Here is a 25,294-nt window from a genome sequence, read left to right on the forward strand (position 1 = left end):
TTTCCTTCCGGGAGTGGTGAATCGGGCTGTGATCACGGGTGTGATCACGAAGCGTGTGACGTCGAACAGTCGGGGCATCGACCCCAGTAGATGACCTCTGCCTCGTCGATGGAGAAGCCATCGAGGCGGCCACCCTGAGGGTCGTCTCCGTCGAAGGGGGTCAAACAGGGAGCGTCTCCGACGGCGCAATCGACGTCGGCGATCACCCCGCACGACCGGCAGACGACGTGGTGATGGTTGTCGCCGACCCGTGACTCATAGCGGGCGACGGAGCCGGATGGCTGAATCCGACGTACCAATCCCACCGTCGTCAGGGCTGCCAGCACGTCGTACACGGTCTGCCGAGACACGTCGGGCAGACCGATCCGCACCGAGTCGAAGATCGTCTCGGTGTCGGCATGCGGGTGCTCGCACACCCCCTCGAGTACCGCGATCCTTGGCCGGGTCACGCGAAGGTCAGCAAGGCGCAGCTGCTCCGCATAGTCGGGCGACAAGGTCACGCCGACCACTATGCCGTTCTTTTCTGGAATGAGTCAAGATTTGGTCGAGGACACGCCGGCGCGCCGGAAGCGTTCGCTAACCTCTTCGCCAACCCCGAAGGAGTGGTGTGGACACTATCGATCCGGCAGCGACGGCCTGGCTATTGGCCAGTACGGCACTGGTCCTGCTCATGACACCCGGCTTGGCCATCTTCTACGGCGGAATGGTCCGCGCGACCGGGGTCCTCAACATGATCATGATGAGCTTCATCGCGATTCCGCTGGTGACGGTCGCATGGCTGATGTTCGGCTACACGTTGGCCTTTTCGGGGACGGGTAACGCCGGGTTGATCGGCGACCTCTCGCACGTCGCGATGACGGGCATCGACCCGAGCACCGTTCACGGCTCCGTGCCCGAACTGCTCTTCGCGACCTTCCAGTTGACCTTCGCCATCATCACGGCCGCACTGGTAAGCGGCGCGATCGCCGACCGCGCCAGGTTCTCGGCCTGGATGGTCTTCGTGCCGATCTGGACCATCGTGGTGTATTCGGTTGTCGCACATTGGGTGTGGGCTCCGGGTGGGTGGCTCTTCAAACTGGGCGCGCTGGACTACGCAGGCGGCCTGGTGGTCGAGATCGTCTCAGGCGCATCGGCGCTCGCCCTGGCCCTGGTGCTGGGTCCACGCATCGGGTTCAAGAAGGATGCGATGCGACCGCACAATCTTCCGTTCGTCCTGCTCGGCGTCGGGCTGCTCTGGTTCGGCTGGTTCGGCTTCAATGCAGGCTCGGCCCTCGCCGCCAACGGCACGGCCGCGGCGATCTTCCTCAACACGCTGGTGGCAGGGTGCCTCGGCATGCTGGGCTGGCTCTCCGTCGAGCGGTTCCGCGACGGTCGGCCGACGACCTTCGGCGCTGCGTCCGGAGTGGTCGCGGGCCTGGTCGCGATCACCCCGTCGTGCGGCACGGTGAACACCCTCGGTGCCGTCGTCGTCGGCCTCTTGGCCGGCATCATCTGCTCCTTCGCCATCGGTCTGAAGTTCCGGTTCGGGTACGACGACTCACTCGACGTGGTCGGCGTGCACTTCGTCGGCGGCGTGGTCGGCGTGCTGCTGATCGGGCTCCTGGCCACCGAGGTCATGACGGGCGGGCCCGAGGGCCTGTTCTACGGAGGCGGGCTCGCGCAACTGGGCAAACAGTTGTTGGGCGCCGTCGTCGTCGCCTGCTACGCGTTCGCGGCGTCATACCTCGTGGCGAAGATCATCGACCGCCTGATGGGCTTTCGCCTCAGCGCCGAGGACGAAACCACGGGAGTCGACTTCACACAGCACGCGGAGACCGCGTACGCAGAGGGCGTGCATGGGCACACTCCCACTCGGCGGCCCACGACCTTCGGCAGCCATGACGGCCCACCTCGCCGACCCGACGACTCCGAGCGCGGTCGGGCCTGATCGCGTTCGCTGGAGCGGGGCAATGAGCGCACTTCCAGCACGTCACGCGCGCTAACATCGACGTGTGACCGTTCGGGACGTGGACGTCGAAAGCACCTTCGACGACCCCGAAGAAGGCTGGTTCGGCGCGGCAGAGCCCACCGAGCCCGCCGAGGTCGACCCTCGTGCGGAACAGCCCATCGACGAGCGCTCGACCGCAGAGCCCGATACCGACCGATGGTTCGTGCAGGACATGGCGGACATCGACCTCGCCGAGCCCGTTGCGCTCGAGGAACCTGCGGTCGCAGCGCCCGCATCGTGGGAGACCCGCCTCTCCAACAGCGGCGCCTGGGACTTCAAAACGAGGTCGGACACTTCGCGGCCGTGGTCGAGGGTCGTCGTGATGGCCGCTGTGATCGTCGCGGGCGTGGTGGCGGTCGTCGGCGTCGTCCTCATCCTGCGCACTCCGGCCGTCGAGGAATCGACGCCCGTAGCACCACGCGAGTCCGTCGCACCGCCTGTGCCGTCCACGTCGACGGCGGCCCCGTCCGCCGAACTCCCGCCGCCGCTGCCACCTCCACCGCCGGCCGCGCCGCCTCCTTCTGCCGAGCAGATCGTCCCGCCGGTCACACGGCAATACAACCCGACCTACCAGACCCCCGACGAACCGAGGAAGCCCCAGACGAACGTGACTCGGACCCCCATGAGCGCCACCCCACCTGCGCCACCACGGCAGACGGATCAGGGTCGCGCGACCCCGGGGGAATCGGGTCACCACGGCTTCTTTGGCTGATCGTCACACCGACGCATGAAGGCACTGATCGACTTCGACGCCGCGCCGATCTTCGGCATCCCCACCATCGACGGGTTCGGCCTGCGCGAAGGCATGTTGATCGAGGGCCCGCAGGGATGGGGCGAGTTCAGCCCGCCACCCGACTGCGATGACCGCGAGACGTCGCGATGGCTGACCGCTGCCATCGAAGGCGGCACGGTCGGGTGGCCGGATCCCCGGAGAGGCCGGATTCCGATCGCCGTCACCGTGAAGGCCGTCGATGCCGCCTCGGCGCGCCGCATCGTGGCGGCGTCCGGGTGCCTGACTGCGGAGGTCACCGTCGCCACCGATCCGGACTCCCTTGCCGACGACGTCGCACGCGTCGAGGTGGTGCGTGACGAACTCGGCGCCGAGGGCCGAATTCGCCTTCACGCCAACGGAAGGTGGACCCCCGAGGAAGCCGTGCGGGCGATCGACGTCCTCTCGAAGGCGGCCGGCGGCCTCGAGTTCGTCGAACAGCCCTGCCGCACTGCCGACGACTTGGCGGCCGTCCGTCGGAGGGTCGGCGTCCAAATCGCCGCGAGTGCTTCGTCGGCCGAGTCGGTGGACGTCGCGATTCTGCGCAGTGGGCCGCTTGGCGGGGTGCGGCGCGCGTTGAGAATGGCCGAGCGGCTCGAACTGCCGTGCGTGGTGTCGTCGTCGGGGGAGACGAGCATCGGACTGGCCTCGGGCCTTGCGCTGGCGGGCGCGCTTCCCGAACTGCCGTTCGCGTGTGCGCTCGGCACCTTGTCATCGCTGGCCGGTGACGTCGTGGCGGAGCGACGCTCACTGCATCCCACGGACGGCCACCTTCCCGTCGCGCCGATGCCCGCGTCTCCGGACCCGGACCTCGTGCGGCGCTACGCGTTGACCGACACCGCCAGGATCGACTGGTGGCACCGGCGACTCCAGTCGGCTCGGACGGCCGGGTGACCTACGCCGATTTCAGATGGTTGTCGGCGATCCACTGAGCCGCCTTCTTGACGAGCCCGGACTGCGGGTACCGCACGTGTGAGTTGAAGTCCTTGCCAAGCGAGCAGATTGGATCGTTGGTGTTGCACATGTCGGCGGTCTTGGGACCGTAGACGGCGCTCAGGGTCGTCAGCGGCTGGCCGAGCCGTGCCGAGGGATTCCCGAAGACTGCCACCGCGCTGATGTGGTCCGCCATGGTTGCCGGCAGCGGGGTGGTGAAGCCGAGTCCGGCAATCGGAGACGTGGTGACGATGTCCATGACCGCGGCGCCCTGTGAGTACCCGCCAAGGATGATCTTGGTCTTGGGGCACTTCTTTGCGGTCGACTGGACCCGGGCGCTGGCATCGTTGGCACCCGAAGCGGCAGCCAGAAAGTCGTACGAGGCCGGGTACTTGACGGCGTAGGAGCGGATCGACTTGCCCTTGACCAGCGGCTTCAACGAATCCACCAGGGCTTGGCCGACGACGCCGATCCCCGGTGGCTCGTCAGTTCCTCGAGCAAAGACGACCTCGATGTCCGGGCAGTCCGCTGCGGCGGCCGACGGCATCGGCAGAGCGCTCGACATGGCGGCGACCAGTATCAGCACCGTTGCGGTTGTCATGCCCACGCGTTTCAGCGGCGAGATACTCCCAGAGACGTCCAAGGCCGCTCCTTGACCTGAAGGGGTTGATGGCGCAGTCGCCGACCGTGTACCCAATTATCACTCGCGTCACTCTGGCACCAGAGTATCGCTCCTCGCAGTCCCAGGCGGTTCTCAGCTGGCGGTGGCGTGTACCGGTTCGACATCGAATGGTTCAGTTGACGCCATGACCGCGGAAGACCGCTCGGCCCCCGACATCGCCGCCGTGGACGAGCTGCACTTCCTGGCCGACGCCTTGCGTCGCGTCGACGCCGCCGCAGCGGCCGCGCACTGGGACGACGAGGCGCTTGACGGGGTGCTCGCCGATGCGCGGGCCGAACTCGCATCGCTGCAGTCCGCCGTCGCCGACGACATCGCCACGGCAGCGGCGTCCACCGCGTGGCGGGAGCGCGCCGCCGGCTACGCGCAGGGCGTTGCGCTCACCCGAGGCTTGGCGGTACCGCCGGAACAGGCGGGCGCGAATGCCATCGTCGCGGTGACACTCGCCAGGGCGGCCGTCGCCGAAGCCATCCTCGCGGTCTCCGCCGCGCGCGGAACCGACGTCGACGACCTGGCCGCCTCAGCCGCGAAACGCATCGCCGTGCTTCGCGCCGCCCCGGTGTCCGGAGTCGGCAGACGCATCGTCGACGAAGTGCGTCACGTCATCACCGACAGGCCGCGGGCCATCCTGATCCGGCTGCTGCTCACCTTGGGCATCAGTCTGTCGTTGGTGGGCTTCTATCACTTCAGCGGTTGGACCAGGTACGACGACGTCAGCCGACTCTCGCTTTACCTGTTCTCGGCGGTGGTGGGCAGCGTGGTGTGCACCAACGCACTGTGTTTCGAAGCGCAACGGGTCCGCGACGCGATGGCACGCGGTGAACGGGTGTGGGAAATTCTGGTGGCCAAGAACCTTGCGATGGCCGTGATGATCACGGTCGCCGCACTTCCCGTCATCGCCTTCCTGACCGTCGCCAACGAGGGAAGTCCCATCGCGCTGATCGATCAGCTGGTCACCATGGTGTTCATTTGGCTCGGCGTCGGAAACGTGCTTTCGGTGCTGTATCCGATTAGGCACGAGCCGGTTTCGGCACGCTTGCACGATGGCACCTGGAAGCCGTATCTGTTCTCGTTCGCCCTGTCCTACGGCGTCGGCCTCAGCGTGAACCTGATGATCTTCTGGCGGCTGTGGTCGCGCCAGACGGCATCGGCCGAACTGGCCGGCGGCGAGTGGGCAGCATTCCTGCTGGTGTTGGGTAGCGCGCTGGCCAGCTGGGTGCTGCTCACCGTCTTCGCGGTCACCTGCAGCCGAGAACCACGGATCCGCCGGATTCTGTCCCGCGAGATGATCGTCTACCGTGTAGGTCAGTAGGCGACGTGCAGCCGGATCCACTCATACGGTGGCTGCTGCGGCCACCCGGTCGGGGAGTCCTCCCAATCTTCTTGACGCCCAAGGGGAGTCAGATCCAGGAGATCGGGCACCAACATGAAGGTCTCCTCGCCGCGGTTGAACGTCGACCACGTGTGGAAGACGTCGTCCCCGCCGCGCAGGAACACGCTGACGGCATGCCGCTCCTCGCCGTCGACCGTCGCTCCGAAGTCCTCGTTGAACGTGGTCCCGGCGGACGACACCCACGGCATCGACCATCCCATCCTGTCCCGAAACCGCGTCAGCGTGTTCAGCGGCGCGCGCGAGACGAGGACCAGCGACGTGTCCTTGGCGTGCAGGTGTGACAGCGGCCCAAGGTGATCGGCCATCATCGAGCAACCCGAGCAACCCTCGGTCCAGTGCGGTGCCGGCCTCCGCCTCGAATGAATACCGTTGCGGAACAGCAACCATCGGCATCCGTCGACGCATGGCACTGACCCCGTCCTTCATTCGGGTCAGTTCGTTCTCCCTGACCAGGAGCTCGGTGCGAGCGGCCTGCCACTCCGATCTCGTCACCACGGGCGGTAGGGCGAAGGGCTCGTCATCGATCACGACGTCCACAGTGTTACCGGCCGAAAAAATGGGTCGCTTGAGCGGTGGGTTCGTCGCCTTCGGTGAATGGGCTTGTTTGCACGTCATGTCCGGCTCGCGTACGAAACCGCACACTCGCGAGATTCGCCAAACCTCCTGCGCCACTTCGGTTTCAGGTGTCACATCCGAGGGCCTTCTGTCGGTGCTCGAAGGTATGTTCGAATCATGTTGGACGCGGGCGTTGGCGAGGGGTTGGCGATGATGCGCGCCGGCTACGCGACGCTGGCCGCTGCCGGGCTCGACACGGCCACCATGACCGAACTGCTGATGGTGGGTGACGAACTCGAGACGCTGTCGCGCCAACTGCCCACGCAGTGGCATCGGGTACTGAATCGGTTGCAGGCCGAGACCGACCCGAAGCACTTGGGCGCGAAGTCGTGGAACGAGGTGCTGCGGGCCCGGTGGCGGCTGTCTACCGCCGACGCAGGCCGCCGACTGGCCGAGGCCGCGGACCTCGGGCCGCGGCGCACCCTGATCGGCGAAACACTGGACCCGGTGCTGCCCGCCGTTGCGGCAGCCCAGCACAACGCGTTGATAAACGGTGACCACGTGAAGGTGCTTCGCGACACCATGCGCCGGTTGCCTGCCTTCGTCGACGCGGCCACCCGTACCCAGATCGAAGTCGACCTCGTCCGCGTCGCCGTCGGAGTCGGCCCCAAGGAGCTCAAGGAGACCGCCGAACTGAGACTGTTCCTCCTGGATCAGGACGGCCCCGAACCCGACGACGCCGAACGCGCGCGCCGACGCGGCGTGTCGATGAGTAAGCAGGGACCCGATGCAATGAGTTCGTTGACCGGGAACCTGAGCCCGGAGGCACGGGCGGTGTGGGAGGTGCTATTCGCCAGGTTCGCGGCCCCCGGCATGTGCAATCCCGCCGACGACGAACCCTGCACCTCCGGCACCCCCCGCCAAACCCAGATCGATGATGACCACCGCACCCTCGACCAGCGTCAGCACGACGCGCTGGTGGTGATCGGGCGCATCGCCCTGATGAGCGACCTCGGTCACCTCAACGGTCTCCCGGTGTCGGTGATCATTCGCACCACCCTGGCCGATCTCGAGAGCAAGGCGGGGATCGGCACGACGGGCGGCGGCAGCAAAGTGCCCATCAAGGACGTGATCCGGATGGCCGGGCACGCCAACCATCACTTGGCCATTTTCGACGGTGCCACCGGATCAGCGTTGAACCACTTCCGGGCCAAGCGGGTGGCGACGCCGGCGCAGCGGATCATGCTCATCGCCCGAGACGGGGGCTGCACCAAACCGGGCTGCACCGTCGGCGCGTACGGCAGCCAAGTCCACCATGCCGTGGTCGACTGGAGCGAGGGCGGAAACACCAACGTCGACGAGACGGCGCTGGCGTGCGGGCCCGACAACCGCCTCGCCACCGATGGCGGATGGACCACAACCATCAACGAACGCCACGAACCCGAATGGGCACCGCCGCAACACCTCGACAACGGACAAGCCCGCATCAACTTCCACCACCGCCCCGAACTGCTGCTGCGGCCTCCAGAAGAGCCGAAACCGCAGCCCGACAACAACACCGGTCAGCCCGGCGGCCCCGCACCGCCGAACTAGACCCTGCAGATCTCAATCATCGTGCCGACCACGCCCTGGCCAGCAGGCGCATCTGATGGTGTGCCCACCTCGCCTTCGCCACAAGCCAGCCAGGGCTCGGTCGAACGATGTGGGCCGAGGGGGAGCGGGCACCGGTACGCATGTGGCTATTTCCCTACCTGACGATCGCGGTCATCGTGGCTACCGTCGCGTTTCTGGTGCTGATCGCGTTCGATCCCGATCAGCAACAAGCAATCTTCCTGTCGCTGATCTCCGCGCTGTTCTCGTCGGTGCAGACGTCGTCGTGCATGGACGACGCGAGAGCCGGCAAGACGTCGTTTCGGATGTTTTAAGCTGATTCACGAGTGGTACCCCGCCCCCATGAGAAAGCACCTCATGACACAGCTTCTGTTCGCCGGCGCTGGCGCGACTGCCATCGCCTTCGCTCCTCTTGCGGGAGCCAATCCGCCGCCGCCGTGTGGCGTGGAGGGCACTCCGGCCTGTGCCGACGCCGGACCCGACGGCGCGAGCGTCGGAGCACCCGGTACGGGCGCAACTGCCGGACCCGACGGCGCGAACGCGGTCGTTCCCGGAGCGGGTGCCGAGGCTGGCCCCGATGGCGCAGGCGCCGTCGTTCCCGGTGCCGGTGCTCAGGCCGGACCCGATGGGGCGAACGCCACGGTTCCCGGTGCCGGTGCCACCACCGGCCCCGGCGGCGCGAGCGCGTACGTCCCTGGCGGTAGCGCCAACGCCGGGCCCGGCGGTGCGAGCTTCTGCGTTCCCAACTTCTGCGCCAACGCCGGATAAGTGACCCCCGAAATCCCCCCGAGGTGATCGTCGATCACCTCGGGGGGATTGCCGTCTGCTCAGCCCAGTTCCGATTGCCAGCCAGTGCCGTGAACCAAACGGCAGCGGGCGTCGTTACTAGGACGAGGAGGCTGCCACATGAGTGTGATCGCCGCGGTACGAGGAGAATTGCCACCGCATCGCTATAGCCAGGCCGAGGTGACCGAGGCGCTGTTGGCGATTCCGGGTTATGCGGAGTATGCCGACCCGATCCGGAAGTTGCACGCCAGTGCCAAAGTCGACAGCCGGCACATGGTGTTGCCGCTCGAGGAGTACGCCGAACTCGATGACTTCGGCCGAGCCAATGACATCTTCATCGCGCACGCCGTCGAGCTGGGGTGCGCCGCGGTGTTGGGGGCCCTCGAGGACGCCGGACTCCAACCGTCGGACGTCGACGTCATCTTCTCGACGACCGTGACCGGCCTTGCGGTGCCGACCCTGGACGCCCGCATCGCCACGAGGATCGGCCTGCGACCAGACGTTCGGCGCGTCCCGATGTTCGGGCTCGGCTGCGTCGCGGGCGCCGCAGGGGTGGCCCGGCTCAACGACTACCTGCGCGGTGCGCCCGACGACGTCGCCGTGCTGGTGGCCGTAGAGCTGTGCTCGCTGGTGCCCAAGCGCGACCCGTCGATGGCCACCGTCGTGGGTAGCAGCCTGTTCGGCGACGGGGCAGCGGCGGTGGTGGCCGTCGGAGACCGGCGGGCCGTCGAGATCGGCGGTCTTGGTCCTGAGGTCGTCGATTCGCGCAGCCACCTGTATCCCGATTCGGAGCGCACCATGGGCTGGGACGTCGACTCCTCTGGTTTCCGATTGGTGCTCTCACCCGACGTGCCCAAGGTCGTCGAACGGTATCTCGGTGAGGACGTCGCGAACTTCCTCGCCGCCCATGACACCTGTGTCGAGGACGTCGGCACCTGGGTGAGTCATCCCGGCGGCCCGAAGGTCATCGAGGCCATCACTGCGACCCTCGGCTTGTCCGACGACGCGTTGGAACTGACATGGCGTTCCCTTGCCGAGGTGGGCAATCTTTCCTCCGCCTCGGTGCTGCACGTACTGCGCGACACCATCGCCAAGAGACCAGAGCCAGGCAGTTCCGGCCTGATGATGGCGATGGGGCCTGGTTTCTGCTCGGAACTCGTCCTGCTGCGGTGGCGCTGAGTGCAGTCCACGAGCTGGTATGCCCTTCTCATCGCCGCGATTGCCGTCGAACGTATGGCGGAACTCGTTGTCTCCAAACGCAACTGGTCGTGGAGCCGCGAGCGGGGTGGCACCGAGTTCGGGGCCGCGCACTATCCGACGATGGTGGTCCTGCACGTCGGGCTACTGGTGGGGTGCCTCATCGAGCCGATCGTGCTGCACCGACCGTTCATCCCCGCGCTGGGCTGGCCGATGCTGGCCGTCGTGGTCGCCGCCCAGGCCCTGCGGTGGTGGTGCATCACCACGCTCGGCCGGCAATGGAACACCAGGGTGATCGTCATCCCCGGGGCGGACCGCATCACCGGCGGCCCGTACCGGTTGATCCCCCACCCGAACTATGTGGCGGTCGTGGTCGAGGGCGTCGCGCTACCGCTGGTGCACAGTTCCTGGATCACCGCGCTGATCTTCACGATTCTCAATGCAGCACTTCTGAGGACGCGGATCAAGGTGGAGAACGATGCTCTCGCGAGCCTGACGTGATCGACCTGCTCGTCGGCGGGGGAGGTCCGGCGGGGCTGGCTACCGCGCTGTACGCCGCGAAGGCCGGGCTCGACGTGGTCGTGGTCGAGCGGCGTCGCGGCGCTCTCGACAAGGCCTGCGGCGAGGGCATGATGCCACACACCTTGGCGCACCTGACCCACCTCGGTGTCACCCCGAAAGGCTTTCCGCTGCACGGCATCCGCTATCTCGACAGTGATCGGCAGGTGGACGCGCCGTTTCGGGCGGGCACCGGCCTCGGGGTGCGAAGGACCGCATTGCACGGTGCACTCCTCGAGGCGGCGACGGTGGCGGGTGTGCGGTTCGTCCACGGAGACGTCGGTGAGGTGTCCCAGGATGCGACGTCGGTGCGCGCGGGGGATCTGCGGGCCAGATACCTGGCGGCGGCGGACGGGCTGCACTCGCCCATCCGGCGGTCGCTAGGACTCGAGCAGTCGAGCCCGGGCCCGCGTCGGTGGGGCATTCGTCGCCACATCCAGATCGCCCCGTGGACCAATTCGGTCGAGGTGCACTGGGCCAGGGGGGCGGAGGCCTACGTGACGCCGGTCGCCGACGACTGCGTGGGCATTGCCATCCTCAGCTCGACCCGCGGCGGATTCGACAGCCACTTCGACGAATTCCCCGCGTTGCGGGCCAGGGTTGACGGTCACGCGCACGGACCCGATCGAGCGGCGGGCCCCCTGCGGCAGAAGGCCCGCAGCCGGACGGCCGGACGGGTGTTGCTGGTCGGCGACGCGGCCGGCTACATCGATGCGTTGACCGGCGAGGGGATGGGGCTCGCCTTCGGTGCGGCAAAGCAGCTGGTGGACTGCGTGGTCGCCGACCGGCCCGCCGACTACGACCGACAGTGGCGACGTGCCACCAGGCGCTACCGGTTGCTGACTGCGGCGCTGGTGCAGGCGGGTGTGCATGCCAGGATCCGGTCCAGGATCGTGCCTGCCGCCACGGCGCTGCCCGCGGTCTTCGCGACCGCGGTCAATCAGTTGGCCTACTGACTTCACCGCGAGACCGACCCCGGGCCACGTGCCCCCCGTCGTGCTTGACAGACTGTCGCCATGGCACAGATAACGATGCGAGGAAACCCCATCAACACGGTTGGCGAGCTGCCCGCCGTCGGAGCGCCCGCACCCGCGTTCACCCTCACCGGCACCGACCTTGGTGCCGTCACCAACGACCAGTTCAGCGGTAAGAGCGTGCTGCTGAACATCTTTCCGTCGGTCGACACCCCGGTGTGCGCCACCAGCGTGCGGACGTTCAACGAGCGGGCGGCCGCGAGCGGCGTCGCGGTGGTGTGCGTGTCGAACGATCTGCCGTTCGCTCAGAAGCGCTTCTGTGGCGCCGAGGGCATCGAGAACGTGACGACGGCGTCGGGCTTCCGGGACACCTTCGGCAAGGATTACGGCATCACCATCGCCGACGGTCCCTTCGCCGGACTGCTCGGTCGCGCCGTCGTGGTGATCGGCGCGGACGGCAACGTGACCTACTCCGAACTGGTGCCCGAGATCGCTCAGGAGCCGAACTACGATGCGGCCCTTGCCGCGCTGAGCTAACTCGCCAACGTCTACACCGACGCCAGGGCCTTCTCGTCCTCGTCGGCGAACGTCTCCTCCAGTTGCAGCGGCGAGTAGTCGAGATCGATCTCGCCGACGGGGCGGCCCCGTGCGCTGCCGATGGTGCCGAACCGTCGCATGCCCTTGTCGGTGGCGTACTGCATGAACTCGTCCATCTCGAGACCAAACGGGATCTCGTCGTAGAGGGCGAACGCTTCCTGGGTGTTGCTCAACACCAGCGGGATGAGCTCGTTCATCCGATTCTCGAACACCGCCCAGTTGGCGTCGTCGGCGGCGACGTGACGCCGACAGGTGAAGGTGCCCCACGCCATGTGGCGCCGCTCGTCATCGCCGATGCGGCGGACCAGTTCCTGCATGCCGGGCAAAATGTTGCGGCTCACGCAAATCTTGTGCCACGCATAGTATCCCGTCAACGCCATCATGCCTTCGATGACGTGGTTGTACGTCGCGGATGCGCGCACCTGGGCCGCAGGCGACGGGTCGGTGGTCAGCGTGGCGAGTGACTCGGGAAGCTCCTCGTAGAAGATCTTGCGGTAGGCGGGCAGATCGTCGAGGTAGTGGTGCAGGTCCTCGGTGATTCCCACGGCATCGAGCCAGAGCCGGAACACCTGGGTGTGTTTGGCCTCCTCGAACGCAAACTGCGTCAAATACATCTCGTCACCGAGGCGACCCTCGGCCCGCATCGCCCCCATGAACGGCTGGATGTCCTCGGTAACCGCCTCCTCGCCAGCGATGAACTCGGCACACAGCCGGGTGGCCCAATCGCGTTCGAGCTCCGACAGCGACTGCCAGTCCTCGCGGTCCTGGGAGAAGTCGATGCCGGCCGGATCCCAGAACTTGGCGTTGCCGCCCGCGAAGAGCTTCAACGGCAAACTGTCCCAGTTCAGCCCGCCCTCGCCGAGTGAGCCAAGTCGTGTGCGTGTCATGTTCGCATCGTCCTCCGACGCCCGGCTTCAGTCAGGCGAACCCGAAGATCGTCATCACCTCAGACGGGCCAGTCCTCGAGGCGGTAGGCGGCGTCGAAGAACATCCACTCATATCGTGCCGTCGTCACGAAGTGGGCGCGGGCGACGACCTCCTCTGCGGGGCTGAGCGCCCTTCCGATCCGATCGGTCAGTTCCAGCACCTGGGCGACCGTGGCGGCGAAGTCCTCACCGCCATAGCTGTCGATCCAACTCTGGAACCGCGGATCCGGGGAGCCGCTTTCGAGCAGCGCGGTTCCGACCCGGGCATATATCCAGTAGCACGGCAAGATCGCGGCCAACCCCTCCGCGAAGCTCCCGCCATAAGTGGTGGCGAGCAGGTAGCTGGTGTACGCCCGAGTGGTCGGCATGACCCTCGCCCCACCCACGGTCGCGCCATCGAGACCCAGTGCGGGCAGCAGAGTGCCGTGCAAACTGAGTTCGACCTCCAGAACGTCGGCGGCATGCCTGGCGAACATCGCCGTGTCCGTCAGGGTGGGCGCCTTGGCGCCGACGATGGCAAGAGCGCGGGCGTAGTCGCGCAAGTAGTGGACGTCCTGAGCTACGTAGTGCGCGAACACGTCGGTGTCCAGAGTGCCATCGGTCAGTCCGGTCGCGAAGGGATGAGCGAGGATCGCCGCGAACGTCGGCTCGATCTCGTCCCAGAGTCGTTCCGACCAGGTCTGCTGTTGCGCGCTCATGGCTAGGCAACCTACTCGGCGGCCCGGTGGGCTACGACGGGGCCTCTCGTCACCGTTCGGTTACGGTATGGCGGCTCATTGGCGTTGGGCCACTCAGCAATTGGGCCAGCAACGTTCCAGGTAGTAGAAGTGAACTCATGCAGTGAGAACGACCGAGCGGGCAACGAGAATGTGTTGCCTCCGACGTCGCAGAGAGATGGAATTTCCGATGAGACGCATTTACGCCTTCGTGATCAGCCTGGCCCTCTTGGCGGTGACGCCGGGTCTCGCGGCCGCCGACCCCTACCAGCGGCCTGCGCGCAACCAGCAGGCCGTCGACTTCGTGATCAAGCGTGCGCTCTCACAGCAGGGAGTTCCGTTCTCCTACGGCGGCGGTGACTCCAACGGTCCCACCCTCGGCAGCGAATCCAGAGCCGGCGTTCTCGCGACCGAACAGCGCGCGAACACGCCAGGCACGGATCCGGGTGCCATCTTCGGTACCGTCCCCGGGTCGACCGTCCTCGGCGCGGCCCCGGCTCCCAGCGTCGTCGGCTTCGACGCTTCCGGGATCATCGTCTACGCCTTCGCAGGAGCCGGAATCAAGCTGCCGCGCTCTTCTGGCGAGCAGTACAACGTCGCGCAGAAGGTCACGCCCGCCCAGGCACTTCCTGGCGACTTGATCTTCTTCGGCCCCGACGGCACGCAGAGTGTCGCGTTGTTCCTTGGGAACAACCAGATGCTCGAGACCAGCGATGCCGGTGTCCGGGTCTCGCCGGTACGAACCAACAACATGACGCCTTACCTGGGTCGCATCATCGCGTGATGCGTTGATCAGACCGACCACCGCGACGTCAGCTCGAGTGGCGCCCACGCGGGCCACGACGGTGCGCCGACCACGTCGCCGCCGGTGATTTGGGCGACGATGCGTGGACCTCGGACACCACTGCCGTCGTAGACGGTGGCGCTGTCACACCGGGGGATGGCATCGGCGACCAGCGACCACAGCCGACGGTGCCGCTGCCTGATCTTGTCCGGTGGAACGGCGTGTCCACCGGCTTGGACGCGGTGCAGCACACGTTCGACGGCAAGGTCCTCGGGGATCATCAGCACGTGCAGCACGACCGTGTAGCCGGCGGCCTTTGCGGACGCGACGAGCTCGAGCTTCGAGGGATGCGAGAACACGGTCTCGGCGATGAACGACAGTTTCCGCGCGATCAGGGTCGCCCTGGTTTCGGCGGCGACCCTGGCGGCGTCATAGGCGTGCGAGGCCGGGTCGTCTGGCCACCGCTGTTTGGCGATCTCGTCGGCGTTGACGAAGACACTGCCTGGCAGGAGCGGCGCCAGGGTCAGCTCGACGAAGGTGGACTTGCCCGCGCCGTTGGGGCCGACGACCAGATCGAGGCGGTTCACCCAACGGTCACGGGGTGCCGGTCAGCACGACCGATGTTCCGTCGGGGCGATGTTCGACGATGTCGCCGTCGTCGTTGAGCGCCACCGTGGTGATCCCCCGAGCGGCGAGGACCCGGCCGTAGTCGGTCCGGGACAGACTCTCCTCGATGCCTGCGGAGATCTCCGCGTTGAAGACCACGCCTTCCTCGACGGTCAGCTCCTTCAACGGCAGCTGACCGGCCATCGCGGCCTCTACCCGGCGGCGCGCGGCTGTCTGCTGGCTCGACACGGCGCGGCCGACCCGAACCCAGTGGTCGAGCTGCTGTTTGGCCGACCGGCTTTGACGCACGCCCTCGGCTTCGGCGCTGTCGACGAGATCGGCGGCGAAACGGGTGACACGATCGGCGACTTCAGACATGGCCCTACCTCCTGTTACAGAATGCTACACCCGGTAGCAGTTTGTTACATCGCTTGCGGAGGCAGGGATCCCACTTATCGCCCGAAGCGGCTCGCGCGTTGGGTAGTTTCACCATCGTGCCTGACCTGACGAACCGCCAGATCGTGTTGCGACATCGACCGAAGGGTCTGGTCGACCCCGCCGACACCGAGTTGATCGTGTCCCAGGCGCCCCGGCCCGCCGACGGCGAGGCGCTCGTTCGCACGACGTACGTGGGCATCGACGCCGCTGCGCGGACGTGGCTCAACGACCAACCGGGGTATCTGCCGCCCGTCCAGCTGGGTGAGGTCATCAGGGCAGCCGGCATCGGGGAGGTCGTGGAGTCACGCTGCGACGCGTACGCCGTCGGCGACGTGGTCACCACCCTTTCGGGTTTCCAGGAGTACGTCATCGTCCGCGACGACGTGTTCTGCACACCCGTGACCGGGATGGAAGAGATCGACCAGCCCGCGGTGATGTCGATCTACGGGCCGACGGGGGCCACCGCATACTTCGGCATGAACGACATCGGCCGGCCCCAGGACGGGGACACGGTGGTGGTCTCCGCGGCTGCGGGCGCCACCGGATCGGTGGCCGGCCAGATCGCCAAGATCGCTGGAGCCCGTGTCGTCGGCATCGCGGGCGGTCCGGACAAGTGCCGGGCCGTCGTCGAGGACTTCGGCTTCGATGCTTGCATCGACTACCGCGAGGGTGATGTGGCGGCCGCCCTCAAGCGGCACTGCCCGCGCGGCGTCAACGTCTACTTCGACAACGTCGGAGGGCCGATCCTCGACGCCGTTCTCGGACGCCTGGCCGCCAAGGCCAGAGTCGTGCTGTGCGGCGTCATCTCGAGCTACTTGACCGGTGAGCACCCTGGCCCCGCGAACTACGTGAACATCTTGGCCAAGACCGCGTCCATGCAGGGGTTCAATGCACTCGATGAGTGGGGCCGTTTCGACGAGGCCTTCGCCGCGCTGCGCGGGTGGGAGCAGCGGGGCCTGCTGGTCCACCGCGAGACCGTCTACGAGGGCATCGAGTCGTGTGTCGACGCGCTCAACGGCTTGTTCACGGGAGCCAACATCGGCAAGATGCTGGTCAAGATCGGCGAGCCCACCCCGGCCTGACACGGAGTCAAGAGTGGGGCAGCAGCGAGATCTTCTGCCAGATCTTGTTGCACAGTTCGGTAGTCAAAGTCTCGATGTAGGAAACGTTTTCGAGCACCACCCCGTCAGCGCTGTGCTCGGCGCACAACGCTGCGGTCTTGGCGGTCAGGCTCAACATCTCCGAGCAGTAGCTCAAATAATGATGCAGTTGGTCGGCGTCAAGCCCGTGCCGAACACTCTCCGCGGTCGGTGTGTAGCTCGCGCTGATCTGCTCTGGATCCTTGGAGAGCTGGTGCATGTCGATGACGTGGGCGCGTGAACGCAGCCGGTGCAGGAGACGCAGCAACGTACGTCGCTCAAGGCGTTCGGGGACGGCCCAGAGAAACACCAGGGCAATGGCGGCGAACACCAGATCGTTGACGACGCTCTCGATCAGGGGCACCCAGTCGGCCGTGTTGGCGAGCCCGTTGAGGACCGCCGAACGCAGGCTGAAGGCAAGCGCGCCGACGGTGGCCACGACGATCACGACACCGACGGCTCTTGCGGTGAGGGTGGTTCGTCGAAGGCGTTCGCGAGATTGCCCCGCTTCGCTCTGCACCAGGACGACGAGCTGACCGAGGTCACGAACCGCCTTGGTCAAGCCACGTTCGCCGAAGCGCGCCGCGATGCGGCGTTCCAGCTGTGCGACGGTGGCCCCGACGTGTTCAGCCCCTAGCTGGACCTCGTCCCCGGCCGGACTGGTTTTCGCCACGTCCCGACTGTAGGACCGCCAGGGCCCAGCGGAGGTCCTAGATCTGGCCGTGGCGTGGCGGCCTGGTGCCCGAAAGGACGTACTGGCCGATGTGCTGGACCTTCCACCGCGTCGCATCGTGCAGCGTGTGGGTGCGCGCGTCGCGCCAGTAGCGGGATAGATTCCCACTCGCCGATGCGCTCCGGGTGCCGCCGAGTTCGAACAGCACCGACGACGCCTCGAGCGACGCGCGCACTGCGGCGACCTTCGCGACGGCCACGGCTATCGATGCGGCGGCAGCAGTGTCGGCGGTGAGGTCGGCGCGCGCGGCATCGACCTGCCTGGCCGCTTCGGCCAGCACTGCCTGGGCGCCGCGAACGGTGACGACCAATTCGCCTGCGACGTGCACGAGGGTGGGGTCCTCGGCGGCGGAGTCCACCTGCGCCTCGAAGTGCGGGCGCGCCTTCGCGGCCTGGCGGACGCCCTCGGCGAGCGCGCCCGTCGCGATGCCGACATCGATGGCGGCGTGCAGCAGCTGGGCATGCGCGCCGTACACCGTCGGCTCGGTGAAGATCGGTGAGAAGGGGACCACCTGACCAGCGGGCACCCGGACGTCATCCAGGGTGACGGTGCCCGAAGCAGTGGTCCGCTGGCCCATGCCATCCCAGTCATCCACGATCAGAAGGCCTTGCGCATCTCGTGGAATGAAGGCCAGCGCCTTCGGGGTGGTCGAGGTGGGCGGTGCGCCGGAGCCGTCTCCCAACGAGGCCCGCACGATCACCCAGTCCGCGAAAAGTGCTCCGGTGCAATAGAACTTGCGGCCGGTCAGCAGGTAATCACCGGGGCCGGCCTCGGTGAGCGTGGTTTCGTCGACGTCGATCGGGTTGGGCCCACGTTCGGACTGGGCATTGGCGAAGAGCCCACCGGCCGCAACGATGCCGTAGAAGAACTTCTTCTGCTCCCGGGTGCCCTTCAGCCGCAGTGCCTCGAGAAAGGTGTAGTGGGAGTGCGGAATCTGGGCGAGTGACGGATCAGCGTCGGCAAGTATCCGGAACACCTCGGCAACGATCGCGGCAGGTGCATCGACTCCGCCGTACTCGGTGGGAACCGACAATGCCAACAGCCCGGAGTCCTTCAGTGCCTGCACCGGCCCGTGCGGCAGGTCCCGATCGGCGTCACGGGCACTCGCCTCGGCCGCGAACTGGACCGACAGCCGCTCCGCCGCAGCCACGGCATCACCTGCGGAGGCAATGCCGTGCACTGCGGCGGGTGCGCTCACCGCGCGGCGCCGAGGAAGGGGACCGAGGTGGGCGTCGGCTCGACCCGGCCGGCGTCGAAGAGCCCGCGTTCGCGGAGCACGGGCACCACGCCCTCGCCGAACCAATAGAGCTCTTCGAGATGCGGATAGCCCGAGAAGATGAATTCGTCGATTCCGATCTCGGCGTATTCGGCGATCCGGTCGGCGACCTCGGTATGGCTACCCACCAGCGCCGTGCCGGCCCCGCCGCGGACCAGACCGACACCAGCCCACAGGTTCGGAGCGATCTCGAGGCTGCGTGCGTCGTGCCAGGAACCGTTGGCGCGGTTCGCTTCGTGCAACGCCAACATCCGGTGTTGGCCCTCGGACTGGCTGCGACTAAGGCCGGCCTGTGCGGACCGGACCGTCTCGTCGTCGAGTGCACCGACCAGCTTGTCGGCCTGCGCCCATGCCTCGTCGGCGGTGTCACGGGAGATGGTGTGCAGTCGGATGCCGAAGCGCACCCGGCGGCCCTGCTCGGCGGCGACGCCGCGAATCCATTCGATCTTGTCCCGCACCGCTTCCGGGGGTTCGCCCCAGGTGAGGTAGACGTCGGCGTGCCGCGCGGCCACCGGCCCGGCGGCGGCCGAGCTGCCGCCAAAGTACAACGGCGGCACCGGATTCGGAAGCGTCGCCAGGGACGCTTCCTCCACCTGGATGTGCTTTCCGTCCAGCGTCACGGTCTCGCCCGTCCACAGCCGGCGCACGACGTCGAGGAACTCGTCGCACCGCTCGTAGCGCGCGTCCTTGTCCAGGTGATCTCCGAACGCCCGCTGCTCGTGGGCTTCTCCGCCGACGACCACGTTGAGCAGGAGTCGACCGGGGGCATGCCTGGCGAACGTGGCCGCCATCTGGGCCGACAGGGTGGGGCTGACGAGCCCTGGGCGGAAGGCGACCAGGAAGGCCAGCGACGTCGTCTCCCGTGCCAGCAGAGCGGCGGTGATGAACGCGTCCTCACACCACGCCCCGGTCGGGATCAGGGCGCCGGTGAAGCCGAACGACTCAGCGGCGCGGACGATCGAGCCCAGGTAGTCGATCGACGCGTCCCGGTCGCTGTGGGCGACTCCGGCGGGGGTGCCGTGACCGCCCCCGACGATCAGCCGGCTGTCGCCGTAGGTGGGCAGGAACCAGTGAAGCTTGACGGGCACGAAATGACTCCTAGCGGCTGGCGGTCGGCTGTGAGGCCAGCGACGACGACGAAGAGGGCACGGTGGACGGGCGGTCGATGATGGTCGACGACGGGCCGCCGACACGGTAGCGCGACCCGCGGTGTTCGTCGGGGAGTCGGTCACCGCGGCCAAACAGCTTGTTGCGCAACGTCCCCGGCGTGTAATCCGACTGGTAGGCACCGCGGGCGGTCAGCACGGGCACCACGTGGTCGATGAAGTCGGCGAACGTCCCCGGAGTGATCGCGTACGCCAGGTTGAAACCGTCGACGTCGGTCTCCTCCACCCATTCCTGCAAGACGTCGGCCACCTTGGCACCGGAGCCGACGATCAGCGGGCCCATGCCGCCGATCTTGCCCCAGTCGGCGATGTCGCGGACGGCCCATTCGCCTCCGTCGGGGTCGGCGGATTGGAATGCCTTCACCGCCGACAGGATGGCGTTGGAGTCGACATTGCCGATCGGCTCGTCGAGGCCGTAACTTGCCAGGTCGACGCCCATCCATCCGGACATGAACACCAACGCGCCCTCGGGATCGCCGTAGGACAGGTACTCGGCGTGTTTGGCCCTGGCCTCGTCGTCGGTGGCTGCCGTGATCACCGTGGTCAGATTGAAGATCCTCGCCGAGTACGGATCTCGGCCGGCCAACTCGAGCTCGCGGCGAATCGTGGTGACCGTCTCGCGAAGGATCGCCTTCGTCGGGGCGGCGGTGAAGATTGCCTCGGCGTTCTCGGCGGCGAACCGGACGCCGCGCGGGGACGACCCGGCTTGGAAGATCACGGGCGTCCGCTGCGGGGACGGTTCGGACAGATGGATGCCTGGCACGTTGAAATGTGTTCCGGCGTGGCCGATGTGATGAACCTTGCTGGGGTCGGTGAAGACGCCTCGCTCACGGTCACGGATCACCGCGCCGTCCTCCCACGACCCTTCCCACAGCTTGTACAGCACCTCGAGGTACTCGTCGGCGTGGTCGTAGCGGGCATCGTGGGCGGGCTGGTCGGTCTGCCCCATGTTGCGGGCGGCGGCGGGTAGGTACCCCGTGACGATGTTCCAGCCGATCCGACCCTTGGTGAGGTGGTCGAGCGTGGAGATGCGACGCGCGAACGGATACGGGTGCTCGAATCCGGTGCCGGTGGTGATGCCGAAACCGAGGTGCTCGGTGACCAGCGCCATCGCCGACACCAGCAACAGCGGATCGTTCACGGGGATCTGCGCCGCCTGCCGGATGGCGGCTTCGTCGCTGGCGCCATAAACGTCGTAGGTGCCAAGCACATCGGCGATGAAGAGCCCGTCGAAGCGGCCTCGTTCCAGCAGCCTCGCAAGGTCGGCCCAGTAGGCAAGGTCCTTGTACTGCGAGGATTGGTCCTGCGGATGTCTCCACAGCCCGGGGGACTGGTGAGCGACGCAGTTCATGTCGAACGCGTTGAAGCGGATCGATCGGGTCACTGGCAGAAGTCTGGCGGCGATGCCGCCCGCGGTCACCGCTTTGCGTCAGTGCGATTCAAAGGACTGACGCCCGGGGACCTACTTCAGTCCTGGCTTTGCTAGCCCTGGCTTTGCTGCAACGCGATGCACTTGCCGTAGTTCTCGGGCGTGCAGGGAATGCCGTTCACCGAGCCATATCCGTTGAAGGAGTTGTTCACGACGGCGCCGGGCGGTGACGCTGCGGGCGGAACGACCGGGCCGCCACCCTGGCCTCCAGCGGTGCAGACGCCGGCGAACTTCTCCACGGTGCCGTAGGGGCAGGCGGACGCCGGCGAGGCGACGATCAACGGCGCCGCAGCGAACGCGACGGCGCAGCCGAAGACCAGAATTCCACGCTTCACGTCGATCATTTTTGCTCCAACCGCTCGTCCGACCCAGAACAGCCTAGCCTGGCGGGCGCCGAACCAGGGATTTCGGTCGATTTTCGTGCACCTACGTCTCAGTCCGCGGTGCACGGCACCGCGCCGTCGGCGACTAGCGCGCGAAGTGTCTTGCGATTGACCTTGCCGCTGGGCAGGGTCGGGATCTGGTCCATCGTCACGACCGCCCAGCGCGTCGGAACCTTGTACGCGGACAGCTGCTCACGCGTTCGGTTGGCGAGTCCCGCGAGGTCGACGTCGCCTGCCGACGGCACCACGACGGCGCATACCTCCTCGCCTCGAGCGGGATCGTCGATGCCGACGACGACGCATTGCGCCACGTCGGCGAAGCCACCGATGACGGCTTCGACCTCCAGTGGTGAGACGTTGGCGCCGGCCGCCTTGATCAGTTCGGTGGTTCGGCCCACGTAGAACAGCCGGGGGTCACCGCTCTTGCGGTAGACCTGATCGCCGGTGTGGTACCAACCGTCCGCGTCGAAGGTGTCGCCGCGTTCACGTTTGTTATAGCCCGCCATGACTCCGACTCCGCGGATGAGCAACTCGCCGACCACGCCTTCCGGCACGGGCTCGCCGTCCTCGGCCACGATCGCCATGTCGGTGTACGCGAACCCGCCCGCGGTTTCGGACATGGTGCGGTGCACGGGGAAGCTGTCGGGAACGTCGGTCATCGCGATGTCGAGCGGCCCGTCGAGCAGCATCGGCGCGCTGGTGAGGTTGCGGCTCCCGAAGGTCGGATGGGCGCGCAGCCGTTGGGTGAACGTCGGCCAGCCGACGATGCCGGTCGCCCGTTCGTGTTCGACGAGATCCAGCGCCGTGCCCGCGTCCAGGCGGGGCATGACGAGCAGGGTGACGGGTTCATGCAGGGCCCCCATGGCGGCGAGCAGGCCGCCGATCCAGAAGAAGGGCATTGCGCACAGAACTCGCGCTGGGCCATCGGTACCCGTGACCGCCCTGATCGCCGCCGGCCACGTCGACGTCTGCCGAACCAGGGTGCCGTGGGTATGTACGACCCCCTTCGGGTCCGCGGTCGAACCCGAGGTGTGCACCATGATGGCGACGTCGGCGGGGGAGACCTCTGCCTCCGCCGCGGCCAGAACCTCCGGGGGCACGCCCGTCTCCGCGTCGTCCCAGCGCCTCGCCCAGCCGGGCGCACCCTCACCGACGAGCACGATCGACCGCAGGAAGGGCGTCGCGCTCATGGCGAGCCGGTCACCGTGCTGATTCGACAGCTCCGGCAGTGCCGCTTCGAACCGTTCGGCGACGTCGACGTCGAGCACCCGACGGGGGGAGACGAGGACCCCGATGTCGGACAGCCGGAGCACCTTCGCGATCTCGGCGGGCGTGTACAGCGTGCTCAGGGGAATGACCAGCGCACCGATCCTCGACGCGGCGAGCCACCACTCGATCCACTCCACGCCGTTGGGGAGGAACAATCCGACGCGGGTGCCCTTGCCGATGCCTCTGCCAAGCATGCGGCGCGCGATGCGTGCCGAGCGCTGGTCGGCCTCGCGATAGGTGAGCCGATCGGTCGGAGTGACCACGTAGGTGTGTTCGCCGTACTCGCGCACGCAGCGCTCGAGTAGGGCTGGGATCGTCGGACGGGATTCGGTCACCGTCCGATCTTGCCCTGCCAGCGCTATTCGATGACGTCGGAATCCGACGGCCCGAACAGATACAGGTGATCGAGAACCGGAGCCGGATCCTCCGACCAGTCCATCGCCGCCAGCTGCGCGCGACTGCGACGCCCCGTCCGCCAGCGCAGGGTCTCGAAACGTGTGCTGCGAAGCCGTATTTCATGACCGCCGTCCGGTCCGGTCCGATAGTCGGCGTCTTCAACGACGATGCGCAGCGGTACCGGCGTCTGCAAGATGGTGAGCAGTTGGTCGGACGCATGCCACACCGCTTCGGAGTCCCTGGCGCCCGACCGATCGATGGCACCGCGTACGTCGTGCTCGTGGCAGGCGATGTCGCCGAGCGGTGGAGCCACGCCGGCGGTTTCGGCGTACTTGTCGAGCCGTTCGGCCGCGGCGGTCCACGCCGCAATGATCCCGGCCTGGTCACACCCATCGAACCGGGCTACCTGGGCGGCCGTCTGGTCGTCCGTGGGTGGACCCGTCAACGTCCCGTCGAACCAGTCCTCGGCGACCGCGGTCAGGTGCGCCACGACGTCACGCGCGGACCACCCCGGGCAGGCAGGCACCGGGGCGTTCCAGTCGACGCCGGGACCGGCCAGCGTAGCGATAATCCGTTCTCGCGTCTGCTGATAGTGGCGCGCGATCAGGCGCGGTTCGGTCATCGACATGATGGGCATCCATCCTCTTCTGGCAAGGGTCGTTGGTCGTTGGGATCGTTGGGGTCGGGTTCGCCGAACCAGCGCGATGGCTCGCGCTCGCCGTATTCGTGGTGCCAGCACCACCATTCATAGGGCGGGGTCTGGGGGTAGCCGGCGGGGGAGTCCTCCCACCGCTCCTGGCGTCCGAGGGCAGTCATGTCGAGGAAGTTCCAGGTGTTGACGAAGACCTCGTCGCCACGATCGTTGATGAAGTAGGTGCGGAAGATCCGACCGTCGTCGTCCCGGATGAAGGCGTTGGTGCCGTGCCATTCATCCACTCCGAAGTCGACGTCGAAGGCGCGACCGGCTTCGGGAATCATGGTGTACCACGGGATGTCCCAGCCCATTCGGGCCTTGATCCGCGCGATGTCCGGCTGGGATCCGCGGGAGGCGTAGACGAGGGTGGTGTCTCGGGCGTTGAGGTGAGCCAGGTTGCCGATGTGATCGGCCATCAACGAGCAACCGACGCAACCGTTGTCGGGCCAGCCGTGAACACCGGGATCGACGAAGGCGCGGTACACGATCAGTTGTCGTCGGCCGGCGAACAGGCCGCCAAGAGTCGCACTGCCCTCTGGCCCTTCGAACGCGTAGCGGTCGTCTACTTCCATCCACGGCATCCGCCTCCGTTCCGCGGCGAGCGCGTCACGAGTTCGGGTGAACTCCTTCTCCTTGACGAGCATCTCCTGGTGCGCGGCAGCCCACTCCTGCGCCGTGACGATTCGAGGTCCCTTCACCATTTTCTCCTTTCGCGAGTGCGGCAATGGGTTTGCGGCGGTGACTCGAAACATTCAACAAACTAGTTGAATGACTTGTTCCGACAGCACACCACGAAGTTGTGGGTATAGTCAACAGAGTGGTTGAAGATCAGTTGTTGGATAGGGCGTACGCCGCGCTCGCCGATCCGACACGTCGCGCGCTATTGGAGGCGCTTCGCGTTGGCGACGCTCGCCTCACCGATCTAGCCGCTCCGCTGCCGATGACGTTCGCCGGCGTTTCGCGCCACGTCGGCGTATTGGAGTCAGCGGGACTGGTGCGTCGCGAGGTGCGAGGTCGTGAGCACTGGTTCTCACTGCAGCCGGAGGGATTGACGGCGGCTCAGCAATGGATCACCGAGCAGACCGACTTCTGGTCGACACGTGCGGACGCCCTTTCGGCGCGGTTACGCCGGAAGCGGGGGACGCGATGACCGATGCCCCGGTCGCGCGCGTGCAGCGCGTCATGCCCGCGGCACCCGACGTGGTGTTCGACGAGTGGCTCGACCCAGAGTCGTTGGCGGACTGGATGTGTCCACGTCCGGCCCGCTGCGTCGCCATCGACATCGAGCCGCATGTGGGCG

At 67.0% G+C, this 25,294-nt stretch carries 28 protein-coding genes and 2 pseudogenes; 15 read left to right on the plus strand and 15 right to left on the minus strand.

The window, feature by feature from the left end; genetic code table 11:
• Positions 1-44 precede the first annotated feature (44 nt).
• On the minus strand, positions 45-500 hold the full coding sequence (locus QOD90_RS07910) for a Fur family transcriptional regulator (RefSeq protein WP_526348367.1): 456 nt from the start codon (positions 498-500) through the stop codon (positions 45-47).
• A gap of 107 nt (positions 501-607) precedes the next feature.
• Between QOD90_RS07910 and QOD90_RS07915 the strand changes: the two genes are divergently transcribed.
• The 3 genes from QOD90_RS07915 to QOD90_RS07925 all read left to right on the plus strand — a co-directional run bounded on the left by QOD90_RS07915 (position 608) and on the right by QOD90_RS07925 (position 3,650).
• A complete protein-coding gene (locus QOD90_RS07915; RefSeq protein WP_526348369.1) occupies positions 608-1,927 on the plus strand; it encodes an ammonium transporter in 1,320 nt (439 codons plus the stop codon).
• A 64-nt stretch (positions 1,928-1,991) separates the two neighbouring features.
• On the plus strand, positions 1,992-2,699 hold the full coding sequence (locus QOD90_RS07920; RefSeq protein ID WP_526348371.1) for a hypothetical protein: 708 nt from the start codon (positions 1,992-1,994) through the stop codon (positions 2,697-2,699).
• Between the two features lie 15 nt (positions 2,700-2,714).
• Positions 2,715-3,650, plus strand: a complete 936-nt coding sequence (locus QOD90_RS07925; protein ID WP_526348373.1) for an o-succinylbenzoate synthase — start codon at positions 2,715-2,717, stop codon at positions 3,648-3,650.
• Position 3,651: 1 nt separating this feature from the next.
• Here QOD90_RS07925 and QOD90_RS07930 read toward each other — a convergent pair whose 3' ends face one another.
• Positions 3,652-4,290 carry a cutinase family protein gene (locus QOD90_RS07930; protein WP_526348375.1) on the minus strand — a complete coding sequence of 213 codons (639 nt, stop codon included), beginning with the start codon at positions 4,288-4,290 and terminating at the stop codon, positions 3,652-3,654.
• A gap of 205 nt (positions 4,291-4,495) precedes the next feature.
• On the opposite strand from QOD90_RS07930, the gene QOD90_RS07935 reads away from it, so the two are divergent.
• Positions 4,496-5,680 (plus strand): ABC transporter permease, encoded by a 1,185-nt coding sequence (locus tag QOD90_RS07935; protein ID WP_526348377.1) that lies wholly within the window; start codon positions 4,496-4,498, stop codon positions 5,678-5,680.
• On the opposite strand, the pseudogene QOD90_RS07940 reads toward QOD90_RS07935, so the two are convergent.
• Positions 5,674-6,286 (minus strand): annotated as a pseudogene (locus QOD90_RS07940) (DUF899 family protein). The gene QOD90_RS07935 and the pseudogene QOD90_RS07940 overlap by 7 nt on opposite strands.
• Positions 6,287-6,493: 207 nt before the next feature.
• On the opposite strand from QOD90_RS07940, the gene QOD90_RS07945 reads away from it, so the two are divergent.
• The 7 genes from QOD90_RS07945 (at position 6,494) to tpx (ending at position 11,979) form a co-directional block, all read left to right on the plus strand.
• A complete protein-coding gene (locus QOD90_RS07945; RefSeq protein ID WP_526348379.1) occupies positions 6,494-7,909 on the plus strand; it encodes an HNH endonuclease signature motif containing protein in 1,416 nt (471 codons plus the stop codon).
• 107 nt (positions 7,910-8,016) lie between these two features.
• On the plus strand, positions 8,017-8,241 hold the full coding sequence (locus tag QOD90_RS07950; RefSeq protein ID WP_526348381.1) for a hypothetical protein: 225 nt from the start codon (positions 8,017-8,019) through the stop codon (positions 8,239-8,241).
• A gap of 28 nt (positions 8,242-8,269) precedes the next feature.
• Positions 8,270-8,695, plus strand: a complete 426-nt coding sequence (locus QOD90_RS07955) for a hypothetical protein (protein WP_526348383.1) — start codon at positions 8,270-8,272, stop codon at positions 8,693-8,695.
• A 138-nt stretch (positions 8,696-8,833) separates the two neighbouring features.
• Positions 8,834-9,892, plus strand: a complete 1,059-nt coding sequence (locus QOD90_RS07960) for a type III polyketide synthase (RefSeq protein ID WP_526348385.1) — start codon at positions 8,834-8,836, stop codon at positions 9,890-9,892.
• Positions 9,893-9,946: 54 nt separating this feature from the next.
• Positions 9,947-10,411, plus strand: coding sequence for an isoprenylcysteine carboxyl methyltransferase family protein (locus QOD90_RS07965; protein ID WP_526348387.1), 465 nt, complete (start codon positions 9,947-9,949; stop codon positions 10,409-10,411).
• On the plus strand, positions 10,408-11,424 hold the full coding sequence (locus tag QOD90_RS07970; protein WP_526348389.1) for an NAD(P)/FAD-dependent oxidoreductase: 1,017 nt from the start codon (positions 10,408-10,410) through the stop codon (positions 11,422-11,424). Before QOD90_RS07965 ends, QOD90_RS07970 begins: the two co-directional genes overlap by 4 nt.
• Positions 11,425-11,484: 60 nt before the next feature.
• A complete protein-coding gene (gene tpx, locus QOD90_RS07975; RefSeq protein ID WP_526348391.1) occupies positions 11,485-11,979 on the plus strand; it encodes a thiol peroxidase in 495 nt (164 codons plus the stop codon).
• An 11-nt stretch (positions 11,980-11,990) separates the two neighbouring features.
• On the opposite strand, the gene QOD90_RS07980 is transcribed toward tpx, so the two are convergent.
• On the minus strand, positions 11,991-12,926 hold the full coding sequence (locus QOD90_RS07980; RefSeq protein WP_526348393.1) for a R2-like ligand-binding oxidase: 936 nt from the start codon (positions 12,924-12,926) through the stop codon (positions 11,991-11,993).
• A gap of 59 nt (positions 12,927-12,985) precedes the next feature.
• Positions 12,986-13,663, minus strand: coding sequence for a thiaminase II (gene tenA / locus QOD90_RS07985; RefSeq protein ID WP_526348395.1), 678 nt, complete (start codon positions 13,661-13,663; stop codon positions 12,986-12,988).
• Between the two features lie 208 nt (positions 13,664-13,871).
• On the opposite strand from tenA, the gene ripD reads away from it, so the two are divergent.
• A complete protein-coding gene (gene ripD, locus QOD90_RS07990) occupies positions 13,872-14,465 on the plus strand; it encodes an NlpC/P60 family peptidoglycan-binding protein RipD (RefSeq protein ID WP_526348397.1) in 594 nt (197 codons plus the stop codon).
• A gap of 8 nt (positions 14,466-14,473) precedes the next feature.
• Here ripD and QOD90_RS07995 read toward each other — a convergent pair whose 3' ends face one another.
• Together QOD90_RS07995 and QOD90_RS08000 are read right to left on the minus strand one after the other, a co-directional pair.
• Positions 14,474-15,052: an ATPase gene (locus QOD90_RS07995; RefSeq protein WP_526348399.1), complete on the minus strand. Its 579-nt coding sequence runs from the start codon at positions 15,050-15,052 to the stop codon at positions 14,474-14,476.
• Positions 15,053-15,059: 7 nt separating this feature from the next.
• Complete coding sequence (locus QOD90_RS08000; RefSeq protein ID WP_526348401.1) at positions 15,060-15,449, minus strand: TA system antitoxin ParD family protein; 390 nt, start codon at positions 15,447-15,449, stop codon at positions 15,060-15,062.
• A 116-nt stretch (positions 15,450-15,565) separates the two neighbouring features.
• On the opposite strand from QOD90_RS08000, the gene QOD90_RS08005 reads away from it, so the two are divergent.
• A complete protein-coding gene (locus QOD90_RS08005) occupies positions 15,566-16,591 on the plus strand; it encodes an NADP-dependent oxidoreductase (protein ID WP_526348403.1) in 1,026 nt (341 codons plus the stop codon).
• 7 nt (positions 16,592-16,598) lie between these two features.
• Here the strand turns inward: QOD90_RS08005 and QOD90_RS08010 are convergent, their stop codons facing one another.
• The 8 genes from QOD90_RS08010 to QOD90_RS08045 form a co-directional block, all read right to left on the minus strand.
• Positions 16,599-17,321, minus strand: a complete 723-nt coding sequence (locus QOD90_RS08010; protein ID WP_526348405.1) for a hypothetical protein — start codon at positions 17,319-17,321, stop codon at positions 16,599-16,601.
• Positions 17,322-17,358: 37 nt separating this feature from the next.
• Positions 17,359-18,579, minus strand: a complete 1,221-nt coding sequence (locus tag QOD90_RS08015) for an SfnB family sulfur acquisition oxidoreductase (RefSeq protein WP_526348407.1) — start codon at positions 18,577-18,579, stop codon at positions 17,359-17,361.
• A complete protein-coding gene (locus tag QOD90_RS08020) occupies positions 18,576-19,745 on the minus strand; it encodes an LLM class flavin-dependent oxidoreductase (RefSeq protein WP_526348409.1) in 1,170 nt (389 codons plus the stop codon). Before QOD90_RS08020 ends, QOD90_RS08015 begins: the two co-directional genes overlap by 4 nt.
• A 10-nt stretch (positions 19,746-19,755) precedes the next feature.
• Complete coding sequence (locus QOD90_RS08025) at positions 19,756-21,207, minus strand: LLM class flavin-dependent oxidoreductase (protein WP_526348411.1); 1,452 nt, start codon at positions 21,205-21,207, stop codon at positions 19,756-19,758.
• Positions 21,208-21,305: 98 nt separating this feature from the next.
• Positions 21,306-21,596: a hypothetical protein gene (locus QOD90_RS08030; protein WP_526348413.1), complete on the minus strand. Its 291-nt coding sequence runs from the start codon at positions 21,594-21,596 to the stop codon at positions 21,306-21,308.
• Between the two features lie 89 nt (positions 21,597-21,685).
• On the minus strand, positions 21,686-23,239 hold the full coding sequence (locus tag QOD90_RS08035) for a class I adenylate-forming enzyme family protein (RefSeq protein WP_526348415.1): 1,554 nt from the start codon (positions 23,237-23,239) through the stop codon (positions 21,686-21,688).
• 23 nt (positions 23,240-23,262) lie between these two features.
• Entirely contained in the window at positions 23,263-23,922 is a 660-nt protein-coding gene (locus tag QOD90_RS08040) for a maleylpyruvate isomerase N-terminal domain-containing protein (RefSeq protein ID WP_526348417.1), read from the minus strand.
• Positions 23,919-24,692, minus strand: a complete 774-nt coding sequence (locus tag QOD90_RS08045) for a DUF899 domain-containing protein (RefSeq protein WP_526348419.1) — start codon at positions 24,690-24,692, stop codon at positions 23,919-23,921. Before QOD90_RS08045 ends, QOD90_RS08040 begins: the two co-directional genes overlap by 4 nt.
• A 119-nt stretch (positions 24,693-24,811) precedes the next feature.
• On the opposite strand from QOD90_RS08045, the gene QOD90_RS08050 reads away from it, so the two are divergent.
• Positions 24,812-25,144, plus strand: coding sequence for an ArsR/SmtB family transcription factor (locus QOD90_RS08050; protein WP_526348421.1), 333 nt, complete (start codon positions 24,812-24,814; stop codon positions 25,142-25,144).
• Positions 25,141-25,294 (plus strand): annotated as a pseudogene (locus QOD90_RS08055) (SRPBCC family protein); the annotation flags it as partial. The gene QOD90_RS08050 and the pseudogene QOD90_RS08055, both read left to right, overlap by 4 nt.

It is taken from the genome of Mycobacterium sp., from assembly GCF_032161845.1.
Classification (GTDB): domain Bacteria; phylum Actinomycetota; class Actinomycetes; order Mycobacteriales; family Mycobacteriaceae; genus Mycobacterium.

Bases quoted from the DNA above. Each gene is read 5' to 3' on its own strand.
- QOD90_RS07980 (WP_526348393.1), bottom strand. From the start codon at position 12,926: ATGACACGCACACGACTTGGCTCACTCGGCGAGGGCGGGCTGAACTGG.
- QOD90_RS07935 (WP_526348377.1), top strand. From the start codon at position 4,496: ATGACCGCGGAAGACCGCTCGGCCCCCGACATCGCCGCCGTGGACGAG.
- QOD90_RS08040 (WP_526348417.1), bottom strand. From the start codon at position 23,922: ATGACCGAACCGCGCCTGATCGCGCGCCACTATCAGCAGACGCGAGAA.
- ripD (WP_526348397.1), top strand. From the start codon at position 13,872: ATGAGACGCATTTACGCCTTCGTGATCAGCCTGGCCCTCTTGGCGGTG.
- QOD90_RS07955 (WP_526348383.1), top strand. From the start codon at position 8,270: ATGAGAAAGCACCTCATGACACAGCTTCTGTTCGCCGGCGCTGGCGCG.
- QOD90_RS08000 (WP_526348401.1), bottom strand. From the start codon at position 15,449: ATGTCTGAAGTCGCCGATCGTGTCACCCGTTTCGCCGCCGATCTCGTC.
- QOD90_RS07930 (WP_526348375.1), bottom strand. From the start codon at position 4,290: ATGACAACCGCAACGGTGCTGATACTGGTCGCCGCCATGTCGAGCGCT.
- QOD90_RS07925 (WP_526348373.1), top strand. From the start codon at position 2,715: ATGAAGGCACTGATCGACTTCGACGCCGCGCCGATCTTCGGCATCCCC.
- QOD90_RS07950 (WP_526348381.1), top strand. From the start codon at position 8,017: ATGTGGGCCGAGGGGGAGCGGGCACCGGTACGCATGTGGCTATTTCCC.
- QOD90_RS07965 (WP_526348387.1), top strand. From the start codon at position 9,947: ATGGCGGAACTCGTTGTCTCCAAACGCAACTGGTCGTGGAGCCGCGAG.
- QOD90_RS07960 (WP_526348385.1), top strand. From the start codon at position 8,834: ATGAGTGTGATCGCCGCGGTACGAGGAGAATTGCCACCGCATCGCTAT.
- tenA (WP_526348395.1), bottom strand. From the start codon at position 13,663: ATGAGCGCGCAACAGCAGACCTGGTCGGAACGACTCTGGGACGAGATC.
- tpx (WP_526348391.1), top strand. From the start codon at position 11,485: ATGGCACAGATAACGATGCGAGGAAACCCCATCAACACGGTTGGCGAG.
- QOD90_RS07945 (WP_526348379.1), top strand. From the start codon at position 6,494: ATGTTGGACGCGGGCGTTGGCGAGGGGTTGGCGATGATGCGCGCCGGC.
- QOD90_RS08030 (WP_526348413.1), bottom strand. From the start codon at position 21,596: ATGATCGACGTGAAGCGTGGAATTCTGGTCTTCGGCTGCGCCGTCGCG.